The 15,350-nt window shown below is 39.4% G+C and carries 14 protein-coding genes and 1 pseudogene; 6 read left to right on the top strand and 9 right to left on the bottom strand.

Annotation, left to right across the window (positions count from 1 at the left end; all coding sequences use genetic code 11):
• Positions 1-100 precede the first annotated feature (100 nt).
• Positions 101-1,123, bottom strand: coding sequence for a low-specificity L-threonine aldolase (gene ltaE, locus ACFS5O_RS14560; RefSeq protein ID WP_205726229.1), 1,023 nt, complete (start codon positions 1,121-1,123; stop codon positions 101-103).
• A 38-nt stretch (positions 1,124-1,161) separates the two neighbouring features.
• The gene (locus ACFS5O_RS14565; protein ID WP_205726228.1) at positions 1,162-1,929 is read right to left on the bottom strand and encodes a class I SAM-dependent methyltransferase; all 768 of its coding nucleotides are present in this window, start codon (positions 1,927-1,929) and stop codon (positions 1,162-1,164) included.
• A gap of 144 nt (positions 1,930-2,073) precedes the next feature.
• On the opposite strand from ACFS5O_RS14565, the gene ACFS5O_RS14570 reads away from it, so the two are divergent.
• From ACFS5O_RS14570 to ACFS5O_RS14580, 3 genes and pseudogenes are all read left to right on the top strand, one after another.
• Complete coding sequence (locus ACFS5O_RS14570) at positions 2,074-4,260, top strand: MMPL family transporter (protein WP_205726227.1); 2,187 nt, start codon at positions 2,074-2,076, stop codon at positions 4,258-4,260.
• A gap of 91 nt (positions 4,261-4,351) precedes the next feature.
• Positions 4,352-4,939, top strand: coding sequence for a glycerol-3-phosphate 1-O-acyltransferase PlsY (gene plsY / locus ACFS5O_RS14575; RefSeq protein ID WP_205726226.1), 588 nt, complete (start codon positions 4,352-4,354; stop codon positions 4,937-4,939).
• A 317-nt stretch (positions 4,940-5,256) separates the two neighbouring features.
• A pseudogene (locus ACFS5O_RS14580) lies at positions 5,257-5,367 on the top strand (YjcZ family sporulation protein); the annotation flags it as partial.
• 169 nt (positions 5,368-5,536) lie between these two features.
• Here the strand turns inward: ACFS5O_RS14580 and ACFS5O_RS14585 are convergent.
• Together ACFS5O_RS14585 and ACFS5O_RS14590 are read right to left on the bottom strand one after the other, a co-directional pair.
• Complete coding sequence (locus ACFS5O_RS14585) at positions 5,537-5,968, bottom strand: BrxA/BrxB family bacilliredoxin (RefSeq protein WP_205727271.1); 432 nt, start codon at positions 5,966-5,968, stop codon at positions 5,537-5,539.
• Positions 5,969-6,031: 63 nt separating this feature from the next.
• On the bottom strand, positions 6,032-6,694 hold the full coding sequence (locus ACFS5O_RS14590; protein WP_205726225.1) for an NAD(P)H-binding protein: 663 nt from the start codon (positions 6,692-6,694) through the stop codon (positions 6,032-6,034).
• A 60-nt stretch (positions 6,695-6,754) separates the two neighbouring features.
• Here ACFS5O_RS14590 and ACFS5O_RS14595 point away from each other — a divergent pair, with 60 nt between their 5' ends.
• Positions 6,755-7,819, top strand: coding sequence for an SDR family oxidoreductase (locus ACFS5O_RS14595; RefSeq protein ID WP_205726224.1), 1,065 nt, complete (start codon positions 6,755-6,757; stop codon positions 7,817-7,819).
• A 140-nt stretch (positions 7,820-7,959) separates the two neighbouring features.
• Here the strand turns inward: ACFS5O_RS14595 and ACFS5O_RS14600 are convergent, their stop codons facing one another.
• Positions 7,960-8,640 carry an MgtC/SapB family protein gene (locus ACFS5O_RS14600; RefSeq protein ID WP_066394032.1) on the bottom strand — a complete coding sequence of 227 codons (681 nt, stop codon included), beginning with the start codon at positions 8,638-8,640 and terminating at the stop codon, positions 7,960-7,962.
• A 212-nt stretch (positions 8,641-8,852) separates the two neighbouring features.
• On the opposite strand from ACFS5O_RS14600, the gene ACFS5O_RS14605 reads away from it, so the two are divergent.
• Together ACFS5O_RS14605 and ACFS5O_RS14610 are read left to right on the top strand one after the other, a co-directional pair.
• On the top strand, positions 8,853-9,188 hold the full coding sequence (locus ACFS5O_RS14605; RefSeq protein ID WP_205726223.1) for a DUF485 domain-containing protein: 336 nt from the start codon (positions 8,853-8,855) through the stop codon (positions 9,186-9,188).
• Complete coding sequence (locus ACFS5O_RS14610) at positions 9,185-10,726, top strand: solute symporter family protein (protein WP_205726222.1); 1,542 nt, start codon at positions 9,185-9,187, stop codon at positions 10,724-10,726. The genes ACFS5O_RS14605 and ACFS5O_RS14610 overlap by 4 nt, the downstream gene beginning before the upstream one ends.
• Before the next feature lie 151 nt (positions 10,727-10,877).
• Here the strand turns inward: ACFS5O_RS14610 and ACFS5O_RS14615 are convergent, their stop codons facing one another.
• The 4 genes from ACFS5O_RS14615 to ACFS5O_RS14630 form a co-directional block, all read right to left on the bottom strand.
• Positions 10,878-12,290 carry an amino acid permease gene (locus tag ACFS5O_RS14615; protein WP_379839316.1) on the bottom strand — a complete coding sequence of 471 codons (1,413 nt, stop codon included), beginning with the start codon at positions 12,288-12,290 and terminating at the stop codon, positions 10,878-10,880.
• 126 nt (positions 12,291-12,416) lie between these two features.
• Positions 12,417-13,277, bottom strand: coding sequence for a CvfB family protein (locus ACFS5O_RS14620; RefSeq protein ID WP_205726220.1), 861 nt, complete (start codon positions 13,275-13,277; stop codon positions 12,417-12,419).
• An 82-nt stretch (positions 13,278-13,359) separates the two neighbouring features.
• On the bottom strand, positions 13,360-13,509 hold the full coding sequence (locus ACFS5O_RS14625) for a YycC family protein (protein WP_205726219.1): 150 nt from the start codon (positions 13,507-13,509) through the stop codon (positions 13,360-13,362).
• Between the two features lie 54 nt (positions 13,510-13,563).
• Positions 13,564-15,252, bottom strand: coding sequence for a formate--tetrahydrofolate ligase (locus tag ACFS5O_RS14630; protein ID WP_205726218.1), 1,689 nt, complete (start codon positions 15,250-15,252; stop codon positions 13,564-13,566).
• Positions 15,253-15,350 lie beyond the last annotated feature (98 nt).

Raw genomic sequence — 15,350 nt, forward strand, 5'->3', positions numbered from 1 at the left:
CAAAGAAGCATTTATAAAAACACAAAGGATGAGCCTTCTTTTAGGGGCTCATCCTTCTATCATTAGTTCTTTTTTTCATCAGTTATAGCCATACATTCTATTATCCTACTACTCGTCTTAATGCTGAGATTGCATGTTCGATATCTTCATCACTAACATCATAATGCGTTGTTAATCGGATCTGTCCTTCGCCGAACGATACGGCAAGAACTCCCTCTTGCTTTAATCTCTCTAAAAACTCTTCATTCTTTTGTTTCGTATTTTCAATATTTATGATGACAATATTTGTATCCGGTTTATTGACTAGTGCTAACCCGTTCATACCTTCGATCGCTTCTGCTAGCTTTTGCGCTTTATCATGATCTTCAGCTAATCGGTCTACCATCTTTGTTAACGAAATGATACCACTTGCCGCCAAAAAACCAGCTTGTCTCATTCCTCCGCCTAAACGTTTTCTCCATTTTCGGGCTTTTTGAATAAACTTTTTGTCTCCTGCAAGAATGGAACCTACTGGTGAACCTAATCCTTTTGATAAACAGATTTGTACAGAATCACAGTATTGGGTATAATCTGACACATTCTTATAGGTTGCTACAGCTGCATTAAATAATCTCGCTCCATCGATATGGACAGGAATTCCTGCCTCTTGTGCCACATCATATATCTTTTTCAAATTATCTAATGAAACGACAGATCCTCCAGAACGGTTATGTGTATTCTCAAGACAGATCAACGTTGTATCTGGAAAATGAATATCTTCAGAACGAATCGCTTGTTTGACTAAAGCTGGATCCATCACTCCCCGTACACCTTCAATCACTCTTGGTTGAACACCTGCTAATGCTGAGATAGCAGCTCCTTCATAAAAAAAGATATGAGACTCTGATTCGACGATGATCTCATCACCAGGTGAACATTGAGCCAGCACCGCCAATTGATTTCCCTGTGTTCCGCTTGTTACAAACAGAGCAGCCTCTTTTCCTGTTATCTCAGCAGCCATCTCTTCAAGTTTGTTTATGGTCGGATCTTCTCCATATACGTCATCACCAACAGAAGCACTATAGATGGCGTCTCTCATTTCTTTAGTAGGTTGCGTTAGCGTATCACTTCTAAGATCAATCATGTTCCACCTCGTCCGATTTTTTTCATTGCATAATCTCTCTATAATTCAATCACACCATATAAAAAACTGGCATTTCGTTTTATGACGGAAAACCCTAAGTCATTAAACTTCGTACTTGTTTTGTTGTCTTTCATCACAACTCGTTTTGAAGCTACTCTTTCTGCTTCTTTAATGGATGCTTCAGTTAGTTCACTATAATCGGCACTGCTCTTTAACCCTTGAATGCCAGGTGATGAGATCGTTGATTCGAACATCGGATCAAAATAAACCACATCAAAGCTGTTATCGTGCTGTTTCTTTAGAAATTCATAATGATCTTCATAGACCACTTCAATTCTTCTCATCGATTCATTCATCTCTTCAAAGTTAGAATCCCACACTTGAAGACCACTCTTCACGACAAACGATATGGCTCTGCTGCTTTCTACTCCGATTATAGATCCTGATCTTCCTGCTACTAAACTCGCAACGATTGCATCAGAGGCTAATCCTAGCGTACAGTCTAAAATCTTCATCCCCTCTTTGAGTTGAGTCGCTTCTATAAAAGCATCTTTTTCTCCTCTAAGAATCTGTTTAACACGAAACATGGAAGAATTGGGATGGAAAAAGAAAGGTGTGCTTCCGTCTTTTGGATGATAGGAGAGTTTGTCCACTCCGATCATAAGAACATGGTCATTATAAGTACTTATCATCGAAGAGATGGAACGGTTCTCTCTCTCCACAAAAGTACCGTCTATCGAGACGGCAACTTCTTGTGCTTTGTTTCTTAATCGTGTTGCATTCTTTCCAGCTGTCGTAATGATCATTGTTTTCACCTATCTGTTTTATTATGGACAATACCTTTAGTGATCGGCCTTATACAAACCTGCTAGTAGGATTACGTATCATTTGCATATCTCATAGAACAAACCTAAAATATGGGAAGATAGATGTATGAGGAGGCTCCAATAATGAAAAAGGGTTTATCGTTTCAAACCTTAGGAAAATTTACATACCGTTTCCGTAAGCTTATTATAACATTTTGGGTTCTAACTACCATTCTCTTAGGCTTTTTTGCTGTCAAACTCCCTTCGATCTTAAGCGGCAGCGGGTTTGAAATGGATGGATCTTTTTCAAAAGTAGAAAACATTCTTCAAGATAAATTTGATCAGCCAAAATCCTCTGTGATGCTAGTCTTTGATTCTAAAACACACGCTCCTGAAGACGATGAGTATAAGGCATTTGTTATGGACACGATCGAAAAGATGGACGGAGTCGACGATGTAGTAGACATCCAAAGTCCTTATGAGGTTCCAGAAAGAACGATAAAAGATAACGTTTCTTTTGCATCAGTTCAATTCGATAAGAGTTTTGGAGATCTTAAAAAGTCGATCGATCAAATCCGAGAGAGAATGCCTGACGAAAAAGAAATTTCGGTTTCGTTAACTGGCGGACCTGTGATCGCAGAGGATATGAACACTGCCAGTCAGCATGATCTTGCAAGAGCAGAGGCCATAGGGATACCTGCTGCTCTAATAATTCTTCTTCTCGCCTTCGGGGGATTGATCGCAGCAGGCTTACCGATCATAGTCGGTTTAATCTCGGTTGCAAGTTCACTTGGTCTTCTTTATTTTTACGGACAAACAACGAATGTGAGCATCTTCTTACTCAATGTTGTTCCTATGATCGGACTTGCATTAGGAATTGATTTCGCTCTTCTTCTCGTCAACCGCTTTCGTGAGGAGCTTCATCGTGGTGTTGAGAAAGCTACCATCATTTCTGTACAAACAGCTGGTCGTTCAATCGCGTTCTCAGGTCTATGTGTTTTCTTAGGACTATCTGGGATGCTTTTGATCGATATTGATATTTTCAAGACCGTTGCCATAGGAGGCATGGTCGTTGTAGTCCTCTCTGTTTTGAATGCCATAACATTCTTACCAGCTATGTTAGCCGTCCTCGGACAGAGAGTGAACGCTTTGAAATTGTTTAAGACAAAAGAGAACAATAGATCGGTTTGGCATAGCTTTGCAGCATTCGTGATGAAACGCCCTATAATAATGGCTGTAATCGCGGCTCTTGTTTTAGGCTTATCTGTTACACCTGTGAAAGATATGAAGCTATCCATACCGGAAGCTGACGCACTTCCACCGGATTATGAATCGAGACTCGCATTTGAGAAGTTTGAAAAAACATTCGGTGAAGATGAGTTATATCCTGTAACAATCGTTGCCGAATCTAAAAATTCTTTTCTCAAAGATGAAGATTCTCTCTTAGCTCTTGAACAACTAACAGAAGATCTTCAAAACGAAAAAGAAGTAAATAAAACAGAATCTATTTTTACCTACACCAACCAGCTAACTGGTTCAGAACTCTTTCAAGCACTGCAGACCGATCAAGGAAAACAGCAGTTCTCTCCTGTTCTGAAACCTTTTATCAATGACGATACTGCTGTAATTAAAGCTTATCTATCAGTAGATGTGACAGGTGATAAGGCGAAACAGTTCGTCAAAAAATGGGAAAAAGAACATGAAGGACTGTCCATCACTATAGGTGGCGTTACGAAGTTTAATCAAGAAATTTTCGATGAGATCATCGAAAAGGCTCCATACGGCTTAGCTATCGTTCTTATAACAACACTCTTCATTCTCATGATCGCATTCCGTTCTGTATTTATTCCGGTAAAAGCGATCTTTATGAACATGCTGAGTTTGTCCGCTACTTTTGGAATCCTCGTTTGGATCTTCCAAAGCGGTGTCATCATGGAACCTGTTGATATTGGATTGATGATTCCCGTTTTTACTTTTGGAATCGTTTTTGGACTTAGTATGGACTACGAAGTCTTCTTGATCTCTAGGATTCAAGAGATATACGAAGAGATTGGTGATAATGATCGTGCTACTCTACTTGGATTAACTTCTACATCTAAGATCATTACATCTGCCGCAGCGATCATGATTGTAATCACAGGCTCATTTGCTTTCACAAACGTCATGCCTGTCAAGCAGATTGGTATCGCTATTGCTCTTGCCATATTTATCGATGCCACGATCGTAAGGATGATCTTCGTTCCGTCTCTCATGAAACTGCTTGGAGACTGGAACTGGTGGATGCCTTTCATAAAAAGAAAAGAGAAGAATCGAAGCGGCGCCCTTTCTTAAGGGAGGCCGTTTTTTTAAAGTAATTGTGGGAAAACGAAACATTATATCCTATAATAAATAATAGCTAGTCTCATCATTAAGGGGTGTTCATATGTTTGAAATCATTATTATTCTTTTACTTTCTTATTTACTTGGCTCGATCCCCTTTGCACTATTAGTTGGAAAAATAGGATATGGCATTGACATCAGAGAACATGGAAGCGGTAACTTAGGCGGTACGAACACATTTAGAACTTTAGGAAAAATAGCCGGTTTTATTGTTTCAGCAGCAGATGTTTTAAAAGGAACGTTAGCTGCAAGCTTACCCATATTATTGGATGTTGATCTTCATCCACTCATTGCAGGAGTTCCCGCTGTAATTGGGCATTGTTATCCGGTTTTCGCAAGATTTAAAGGCGGCAAAGCTGTTGCTACATCTGGCGGTGTACTATTATTCGCTCAACCATTATTGTTTGTACTCGTCTTGTTCACATTCTTTTTGACACTATACATAAGTAAATACGTTTCACTGTCGTCTATCATGGCTGGAGTCGGCTCAGTAGTTCTTAGCTTTTTCATAGCTGGTGATTGGCTGACAACGTATATTTTGATCGGATTTACTTTGCTTTTAATCTATAGACATAGACAAAATATTGTAAGGATCGCTAAAAAAACAGAGCCTAAAGTGAAATGGATTTAAGGATCGTTCTTTTTTAAGAGCGGTTCTTTTTTTTGACCTTAAATCCTTTACTTTTTTTAAAAGGACAAGTAATCATATTGCCCTTTTTTCAAGATGTTTTTTTATAAAAATCGAAAAATAGGCTCTTCTCCTAAAAAAGTACAGGCGATTTCACTAAAAACTCCGCATTTGTCCGTGTCCGTTTAGTTGATTCGGTCATATGGTGTAATGTGACGTTGACCTAGACTTAAATATTTGGAGGGACTGAAATGGAAAATAAAAAAATGAATATGCCTTATGGTGACAATATGAACATTAACATGAAGCCGGTAGCAAACATGCCGATTCATCATGGTGAATATGGTGGAGGCTATGGTGGCTATGGACACGGTTGCGGCTTTTTAATCATTGTTGTCCTATTCATCCTGTTGATCATTATCGGTGCTACTGCGTTTCATTGTAAAGAAGAAGAACATGACTGTGACGAATCTTCATCTTCTTCATCATCTTCATCATCTTCATCTCATTAAGTCATCATATTCTAAAAAAGAAAGAGAGAAGCAGATCAGCTTCTCTCTTTCTTAATAACCAAGAATTCATAATTCTAGGCGTAGCGAATTAACAATGCGCATCATAAGCTCCAAGAAGATTCTCAAGAATCTCTTCAGGAGCATGGTTCTCAATGTTATGACGATGGATAAAATGAACGACTTTTCCGTCCTTTAAAACAGCCATCGAAGGAGAAGATGGTGGGATCTCCCCAAAGAATTCTCTCATTTGAGCTGTCGCTTCTTTATCTTGACCAGCAAAAACCGTTACAAACTGGTCAGGTTTTACGGAATGGTTAAGAGATGCAACAGCGACCGGACGAGCAAGACCAGCAGCACAACCACAGACCGAGTTGATCACAACAAGTGCTGTACCTTCTGACTCCTGCATGAAATAATTAACTTCTTCCGGTGTTTTTAATTCTTCAAAACCAGCACGCGTCAGTTCGTCTCTCATCGGCTGAGCCATCTGTTTCATATATTCTTCATAAGCATTCATAATCTATTCCTCCTGAAAACGATTCATTTACATACCATGTTATTATAACGTATACAGACTAACTTTTTAAATTGTTTTACTTATCTCGTGTATCCTCTTGTTCTCTATAATTTTTACGGATTCATTGTTGGTTTCAAAAGCGGCTCTTATCATAGCTTTTGCAACTGAACTGGATTCTACCGGCTCGTATTTACTAGGGTAGATGAATGGAAGTACTTTATAAAGTTTTTCGGCCAATCTTTCTCCGAACCTGAATTCCTCTCGATCTCCGAGCAATAGTGAAGGTCTCACAATCGTCAAAGATGGTAATCTCATTGAAATCAACTGAGACTCCATATTCCCCTTTACACGATTATAAAAAAATGTGGACTTTTCATGAGCACCCATAGCCGAAATAACAGAAACATGTTGTATATTTAACTTGTGAGCTAGTTTTCCTAATTTTACCGGAATATGTAGATCTACGTCTTCAAAGGCTTTTTTTGACTTTACTTTATTCATCGTCGTACCTATACAGATGAACATAACATCCGCATATGTTCGTTCTATGCTGTAATCAGATGAAGTAAAATCAAATATCACCTCTTTAATCTTATCATGTTTTATTCCCGATGACTTTCTAACTAGCAAGATGATCTCTTTACACTGTGGATCAGTCAATAATTGCTTTACCACTTCTTGTCCTACTAATCCGCTTGAGCCTGCAACAATAACTGTTTTTAAATTCATGTGTTACGGTCCTTTCTCTTACTAGTAAACTTATCTAATCTTGAGCTGAGGTGTATATGGATGAACCATACTTATTTTATCACCGGTTACCCAGGATTTATAGCTTCAAAGCTTGTAAGTGCTCTTCAAAACGAATATCCCTCTTCTACCATTTATTTATTGATCTTAAAGCATGAGCGAGAAATCGCAGAAAAAAAATTAAGATCACGTACCGGAAACGTTCATCTAGTCGAAGGAGATATTACAAAACAAGAACTCGGCCTATCTCCTCAAACGATTGAAGATCTATATGAACGTGTTACACATTGTGTACATCTTGCAGCTCTTTATGATCTCACTGTTGCTTTTGAACCAGCATATCAATGCAATGTGGTCGGTACTAAAAACGTTTTAACGTTTGTAGAAAAATGTGCGAACATACAGCGCTTTTGTTATTTCAGTACAGCTTATGTTTCTGGAGATAAAAAAGGATTGATCATGGAAAACGACTTAAGTATGCCTAGTGGATTTCGTAATTATTATGAACAGACCAAACACGAGGCAGAAAAGAAAGTCCGTGAAAAGATGCATGAACTTCCGATCACGATCATACGACCTGGTATCATTGTGGGTGACTCTCAAACAGGAGAAACGCTCAAGTTTGACGGTCCTTATTTTATGATGCAATTCATGAAGCGTTTATCTAAGTTTCCCATTCCCTATATCGGTAAAACGTCGTCGAAGATCCATCTTGTTCCTGTTGATTTCATTATAGAAGCTACCGTGTTTCTCATGCATGATACTGTTGGAAAATCCAAAACATATCATGTACTTAGTCCTGACTCACCCTCTATCCAGAAAGCATACACTCTTTTATGCCAAGAGCTTCTAGGAAAAAAACCTAGCTGGACGTTGAACAGGAGAATAGCTGAACAGTGCTTAGCCATTTCACACGTTTCCAAATGGTTAGGTGTACCATTTGAAACTCTTTCCTATTTTTCTCATGATGCCATATATGATACTTCTCAACTTCTTCAAGATCTAGAGAAATCAGGGATACAATGTCGGCCGTTCGATGAGTATGTAGGTTCCATGGTGCACTATTATAAGAACAATGCTCACGACAAGAACTTAATACGCTATTAACAAAAAGGGTGACAATAAATCGTCACCCTTCTTGTTTCCTAAGTTATTACATGTGTAGAGTGGACGATACCTCTTTCGCATCCTTATCTGTTTACAAGAGGCGACAACCTCTTTTGCAGAAAACAATCATCATTCCTATATCAACCAAGAGTTTCAATCTCCACACTACGGATACCCTCAATCTTTTTTACATCATCATAGAGATCTGTTGTATACCTTTTTTCATAGATGGATGCTGCCATCTCCATTTTTTTATAGTCGTTATCAAGATCCTTTATTCGAACATTTACGATCTTAACTTTTAACTCATTGATCTCTTTCATCACATCACTCATGATCGTGTCCGGGTTAACGACTAATTTTAATTTAATATCAATCTGCCTTAATGCTTTTGGACCGATCCATTTCATGATTAAAGGAATCAGTTCAACACTAATTAGAATTAAAAAAGCACCTGCAGCTGCCTCTTTATAGAAACCAGCTCCGGCAGCAATTCCTAATCCAGATGCTCCCCATATCATAGCTGCGGTAGTTAGTCCTGAAATGACATCGTTACTCCGTCTTAAAATTACACCTGCTCCAAGAAAACCGATCCCACTTACGATCTGAGCTGCTAATCGCATAGGGTCCATGACCGTCTGACCGGTTAGAAGTGAAAACTGTCTAGCAGATTCTATGCTAACGATCGTGAGCAAACAACTGCTTATGGAGATAACAAGGCTCGTTTTAAGACCAACGGGTTTATTTTTCAACTCCCTCTCAATACCGATGATCAACCCGAAAAATGCTGACATTCCAAGTTTCACTAAGACAAGACTCATGATGTATACACCTCTCTCCTGTTTTTGCCCTTATTTAATAATACGCAAATCATCCCATTAAATCCTTCTAACTTCAAGAATGATTCCCGTTGAATCATACCGTTACTCCGTATATAATAGAAGTTGATTTTATTATCAGAAAATATAGATTATTCAGTAAAAGGAGGTGTAGAAGACTTACTTCACTCAATTAAATAAGAGGAGGAAATGCATTGTTACCTAAAAAACAGCAAAATTTTGAACACTCAAGGTACAGCGAAATCGTGAACACGAACCAATTTCAGCAATTAATGACTGAAAAAAAACGTTTCATCATACCCATGACCGTGTTTTTTTTACTGTTTTATTTTAGCCTTCCTATCCTAACTGCTTACACAGATGTTTTGAATCAGAGAGCGATCGGCGATATCACGTGGGCATGGATCTTTGCTTTCGCTCAGTTCATCATGACGTGGGCTCTGTGTATGATCTATACGAAACGAGCCAAGCGCTTTGATGAACTCGCTGAAAAAGTCATAGCTGATATGGACAAGGAGGCTTCTTCATGAACGGTACAGCATTTTCTTTGTTTTTAGGAATCGTTGCTCTTACTTTAGTCATTACCTATTTTGCCTCTAAGAAAACAAAAACAACAAGTGACTTCTACACAGCCGATGGCGGATTGACCGGAATGCAGAATGGCCTTGCCATTGCAGGAGACTATATGTCAGCCGCTTCATTCCTAGGAATCGCAGGGACGATCGCACTATCAGGATTTGATGGTTTCTTTTATAGCATCGGCTTTCTTGTGGCATATCTTGTTGTTCTTTTCTTAGTAGCTGAGCCTCTTCGGAATCTAGGAAAGTATACGATGGCTGATATGATCGCTGCTAGATTTAATGATAAGAAGGTTCGCGGTGTGGCAGCACTAAATACGATGGCGATCTCCACCTTTTACATGGTCGCTCAATTAGTAGGTGCTGGTGCTCTCATCAAACTTTTATTAGGTATTGAGTACATATATTCTGTACTTATCGTAGGTGTGTTGATGACGGTCTATGTAGTGTTCGGCGGTATGACTGCTACATCATGGGTACAAATCGTAAAAGCGATTCTATTGATGCTTGGTACGTTCATTATTTCTGTCATGGTGTTTGCTAAGTTTGGTTTTAGTTTTACTGAGATGTTCAATCAAGTAAAAAGTGCAACACCACTAGGAGAATCGTTTTTGAACCCCGGTAATAAGTTCAAGGATCCGCTTGATACGATCTCCTTAAACTTAGCACTTGTCTTGGGAACAGCCGGTCTACCACATATACTTATCCGTTTCTTTACGGTAAAAGATGCCCCAACTGCAAGAAAATCGGTTGTTTATGCTACTTGGCTGATCGGAGCGTTCTATATCATGACGATCTTTTTAGGTTTTGGTGCTGCAGCTTTTGTAGGTCAAGATCAGATTGTTGCTGCAAATGCTGCTGGAAATATGGCAGCTCCACTGTTAGCTGAGGTACTCGGAGGAGAATTTTTATTTGCATTTGTTTCAGCCGTGGCGTTCGCAACCATTCTAGCCGTAGTAGCTGGGTTGGTTTTGTCAGCTGCTTCTGCTTTTGCTCATGACTTTTATACACACATCATCAGAAAAGGTCATGCGTCAGAGAAAGAACAGATGAAAGCCGCGAAATGGGCTTCAGTAGGTGTAGCGTTCATCTCTATCATACTAGCCTTATTCGCACAAAAATTAAATGTAGCTTTCTTAGTATCTCTCGCTTTTGCCGTAGCAGCTAGTGCAAACCTTCCTATCATTCTTTTAACGATCTTTTGGAAGCGCTTTAATACTGCGGGCGCCGTAACGGGAATGTTAGTCGGACTCATAAGTTCACTTGTTTTAGTTATGATTTCACCTAGTGTTTGGTCTCCTGTAGAAGGAGCAGCTATTCTTACTGGCGAAGCGATCTTTCCACTAGCTAACCCAGGAATTGTCTCCATACCACTTGGCTTCCTAGGAGCTTTTATCGGAACGATGCTTTTCAAACCATCAGACGTTGATAAGTTTAATGAAATTTTAGTAAAAGCAAATACGGGGTCTGGCCTTCGAAAAGGAGCATGAAGATAAAACCTGAACGAGTTTTCGGACTGCCTGCCTGTACTAGCCTAGAGTCTCGCATCCTCCACTTCAAATCAAAAGTCAAAGAAGGGAATAAAAAAGACTTAAAGGCAACAATCATTTAGAAAACTGAGCTATAAAAAACCGGCTATTATTAATCAGCCGGTTTTTTGATGGATTCAGATGGTTTTGGAACAAAGGGGTAAAACAAGATTCCAGATGCAAGTAATGCGATCCCGAACAAAAAGGTTTTGAGGTCTGCCGTTCCTGCATAGATGACCCAGAACGAATAGATAGCTGCTATGGCAGCTATGATTCCATCGGTCGTTCGGCTTCTACCCGATTTCTCATACGTTTCTCCTCTCAAAACGAGTTTCAACTGATAAAGAGACGCAAACAAATACGGAACGAGAAAAGCCAGTGTTGCAATAAATATCATAAAATCAAACGCCGATGCCATAGACTGAGAAATAACAGAAAACAAGAATAGTTGTGTACATAGGTTAGTGATCCAAAGAGAGAAAACAGGTGCTCCTTTATCGTTTTCTTTTAAAAAGTTCTTAATAAACATTCTCTGCTGTGCTGCCTGAAACGGCACTTCGGCTGAAAGTAAAACCCACCCTACTGTTGCTCCTAATAAGGAGACCACTCCTAATACAGCCATGATCATACTGCCTGATGGTCCGATAGCTGCCATCAACGAATCAACAAGTGGTTTTTGAGAATTGATCAATTCTTCTTGATTCAAAGTTCCCATGACTAACAAGGTAATACTTAGATACAAAGCAAGTGCAATGATCAACCCAAGGATGGTCGCTTTTTTTACATCGCTCTTCTTTTTGGCACGGGTCGCGAAGACAACAGCCGATTCAACTCCTACAAACGCCCAAAGTGTTGCGATCGCAGCGTTATTTATTTGAGATAGGAAACCTGTAGTCACACCGCCTTCACTCTCAATTGGTTCATAAAAAGGAACAAGATTGCTACTTTGGAATGCAAATAGACAAGCTAGTATAAATAATAAGAATCCTAAAACTTTAGCCAAAGTAGCAATAAAATTCACCTTTCCTGCTCCCTCGATACCGTTAAGGATTAAATAATGTACGCTCCACAGAAGAACCGAACAGATAATAAAAGTGATGACTCCCCCTACTCGTACAGAAGTCCCCAACACGGTAAATAAAATGGTTTTGTTCGTCATAACAGGAAAAAAAGTTGAAAGATAACTGGCAAACGTAGTGATGATCGCAACGTTACCTGACCAGTTAGCCACCCAATATCCCCAGCTTACAAGGTACCCTGCTACTAATGAAGATTGTGAATCCTCTTTGAACAAAGCCTTCGCATAGTTTTGAGGTCCTCCATTTAATTCTGGTTTTCTTAAAGATAAGTTTCCGAAAACAAGAGCTGTCATCAATACACCAAAACCTGTGATCAACCAGGCTGTTAATACACCAGATGGACTTGCTACTTCAGCTAATGATCGTGGTAACATGAAAATACCCGATCCTACCATATTTCCTACTACAAGCGCTGTTAAAACCCAAAAACCTAGATTTCTTTTCAAAGTGACTCCACCTTTCTCTACGCTTATTTTACCCAATGAAGTACGTTGCAAATCCTGAGGTTGCATGGTCTAAAAAAGTTTAAAGGAAAGAAAAAAGAACCTGATGTGAAAATCAGGTTCTTTTCCTTAAATTTGAAGAAAAGTCTTTCCATCTTCTTGAATGATTTTTTCTTCTTTCATCAGCTTACCGAGAGCTCTTTTGAACGCAGCTTTACTCATCTGAAAAGTCTCTTTGATCTCTTCGGGAGATGACTTGTCTGTTAGAGGCATCTGCCCTTTATTTTCTCTTAAGTATTGATAGATGCGTTCGGAATCCTCGCTATATGCAATCTCTTTTCTGGCTCTCATCGACAAGTTCATTCTTCCATCTTCTCGAACGAATGCAACACGAGCTCCAAGCTTCTGCCCAAGCCGCGGTTTCACCTTCAATTCGTCGTTATGAATGAATCCGATGTGCCCTGACTCCGTAAACAGAAGTACACCAGCTTCATTGATCTTGTAGACATATCCTGATGTTTGTTGATTAAACATTTCTTCTGTTGCCGCTTCCGCTTGTTCTACCATCTCTTCTTCTGTAGCTAAGTCAGCAAAGATACGGCCTTTTTTATCCAGCTTCATACCTGAATATAAACGATCACCAAGATGCGGCCATTCGTCCCATGATTCAGGAAGATCGTCTTTTGATAAGAGGATATCTTTCTTAATGCCGATATGAAGAAATACTCCTAACTTACGGTTCACTCCAGCAACTTCTAGCCAAGCTAATGAATCCAAACGAACTTTTGGAATCGTTTCGGTCGCAGCAAGTCTTCCTTCATGATCTTGGTATAAGAAGACTTCTATGCTATTACCTTCTTCATGCTTACTTTTTGCTTCAGAACGATGTAAAAGTACTTCTTTCCCGTCTTCAAGATCTAACACATAACCAAGATCAGAAACTCGTGCCACTTTAAGTGTATACACTAAACCAGGTTTTTTTGTTTCCATATTTTCATTCCTTTTTTTAAAAGATAGATTAAGAAAAAAAAGAAAAAACCTACATAGTAGGTTTTCGCCTTCTCGTTCTTAATTATTCATCCTTATTTTCTTTGGATGCTTCCAATTCCATCAGCTTTTTCACCAATATATGCTGAGGCATATGCATCAGCTGTTCGAGTGGTACGTTTAGCTCCTTTGCTAATTTTACCGCCGTGTCAGCTGAAAGTTGTAATGGTTTCATATGCATCCCTCCTACAGAAGTATAGCAGTTTATATGGATACTTTACACTATTTCTTAAAATAGTCCTACTGCTTTTCCGTCTTCTGATACATCCATGTTGTTTGCTGCAGGTACTTTAGGGAGTCCTGGCATCGTCATCACATCGCCTGTAAGGGCAACGATAAACCCTGCACCGATTGATGGTTTTAGTTCTCTGATCGTAATCGTAAAGTTCTTTGGACGACCAAGTTTTTTAGGATCATCAGAGAACGAATATTGAGTTTTAGCCATACAGATCGGCAACTGATCCCATCCAAAATCAGTAAACTGTTTCATTTGTTTTACTGCTTTTGGTGAGAACTGTACTTCTCCTGCACCATATACTTTCTTACAGATCGTCTCTATTTTTTCTTGTAAAGACACATTTAGTTCATACAGAGGCTTGTACTTATTCTCTTCGGTTTCGATCGTTTCTAACACTCTTTTCGCTAATGCTTCTCCACCTTGTCCGCCTTTTGCCCAAACATCAGCTTCTTCAGCAGCAATACCTCTTGAGTCGCACCACTCTTTTATGAATGCAACTTCTTCGTCCGTGTCAGTTACAAATTTATTGATGGCTACCACTACGGGAACACCAAATTCTTTTAACGTTTCTAAATGTTTCTCGAGGTTTGGCATACCTTTTTGAAGTGCTTCTAAATCAGGATTCTTCAAATATTCTTTTGCTAGACCACCATGCATCTTAAGCGCTCTTACTGTAGCAACAATAACAACTGCACTTGGTTTGATACCCGCATATCTCGCCTTAATGTCTAAAAACTTCTCCGCTCCAAGATCAGCACCAAACCCTGCTTCTGTTACGACCATCTCACCGAGCTTTGATGCTAACTTGGTCGCGATAACACTGTTACATCCGTGTGCAATGTTCGCGAACGGCCCACCATGAACAAGTGCTGGCGTGTTTTCTAAAGTTTGTACGATATTCGGGCGAATCGCATCTTTTAATAGTAATGTAAGTGCACCTTGAGCATTCAGATGACCTGCTGTTATAGGTTGGTTGTCATAATCAAACGCCACAACCATCTTAGAAAGTCTTATCTTCAAATCTTCTAGATCGTTAGCCAAACAGAAGATCGCCATGACTTCTGATGCTACCGTAATATCAAATCCGTCTTCTCGTGGAACACCTTGAACAGGTCCACCTAAGCCTATAACAATCTTTCTTAATGCTCGATCATTCATATCTAACGCACGTTTCCATACAATTCGACGTGGATCTATGTTCAATTCATTTCCTTGGTGAATATGGTTATCGATCAATGCGGCTAATGCGTTGTTAGCCGTTGTAATAGCATGAAGGTCTCCTGTAAAGTGAAGATTGATATCTTCCATCGGCATCACTTGAGAATACCCTCCACCTGCCGCACCACCTTTAATACCCATGCTAGGACCAAGTGATGGTTCACGTAAAGCGATAATCGTTTTCTTTCCAACACGATTGAGTGCTTGTCCAAGCCCCACAGTTACGGTAGACTTCCCTTCTCCCGCTGGTGTTGGACTGATTGCTGTTACTAAGACTACTTTTCCGTCTTCAACATTCTGAAGCTTTTGAAACAGATCTAATGAGAGCTTTCCTTTGTATCTTCCATAAGGTTCCCAATCATCTTCTTCAATTCCTAGTTGTCCTACAATTTCTTCGATTCGCAGCATTTTCGCTGATTGGGCAATCTCGATATCACTCTTGAACGTAAGCTTTTCTAGCATGTTGATTTAACCCTCCATCATAATAAATTGACTCCACTCTCTATTGTATATGAAACAAGTATGTGATGCGATTAGTTTTTCTATTACAACTTCTAAAC

The organism is Fictibacillus nanhaiensis (assembly GCF_042686385.1).
Lineage (GTDB): Bacteria > Bacillota > Bacilli > Bacillales > Fictibacillaceae > Fictibacillus > Fictibacillus nanhaiensis.

Coding starts and splice junctions, on each gene's coding strand:
- ltaE (WP_205726229.1), bottom strand. CDS start 1,123: ATGATTGATCTTAGAAGTGATACGCTAACGCAACCTACTAAAGAAATG.
- ACFS5O_RS14565 (WP_205726228.1), bottom strand. CDS start 1,929: ATGATCATTACGACAGCTGGAAAGAATGCAACACGATTAAGAAACAAA.
- ACFS5O_RS14570 (WP_205726227.1), top strand. CDS start 2,074: ATGAAAAAGGGTTTATCGTTTCAAACCTTAGGAAAATTTACATACCGT.
- plsY (WP_205726226.1), top strand. CDS start 4,352: ATGTTTGAAATCATTATTATTCTTTTACTTTCTTATTTACTTGGCTCG.
- ACFS5O_RS14590 (WP_205726225.1), bottom strand. CDS start 6,694: ATGAATTTAAAAACAGTTATTGTTGCAGGCTCAAGCGGATTAGTAGGA.
- ACFS5O_RS14595 (WP_205726224.1), top strand. CDS start 6,755: ATGAACCATACTTATTTTATCACCGGTTACCCAGGATTTATAGCTTCA.
- ACFS5O_RS14600 (WP_066394032.1), bottom strand. CDS start 8,640: ATGAGTCTTGTCTTAGTGAAACTTGGAATGTCAGCATTTTTCGGGTTG.
- ACFS5O_RS14610 (WP_205726222.1), top strand. CDS start 9,185: ATGAACGGTACAGCATTTTCTTTGTTTTTAGGAATCGTTGCTCTTACT.
- ACFS5O_RS14620 (WP_205726220.1), bottom strand. CDS start 13,277: ATGGAAACAAAAAAACCTGGTTTAGTGTATACACTTAAAGTGGCACGA.
- ACFS5O_RS14625 (WP_205726219.1), bottom strand. CDS start 13,509: ATGAAACCATTACAACTTTCAGCTGACACGGCGGTAAAATTAGCAAAG.
- ACFS5O_RS14630 (WP_205726218.1), bottom strand. CDS start 15,252: ATGCTAGAAAAGCTTACGTTCAAGAGTGATATCGAGATTGCCCAATCA.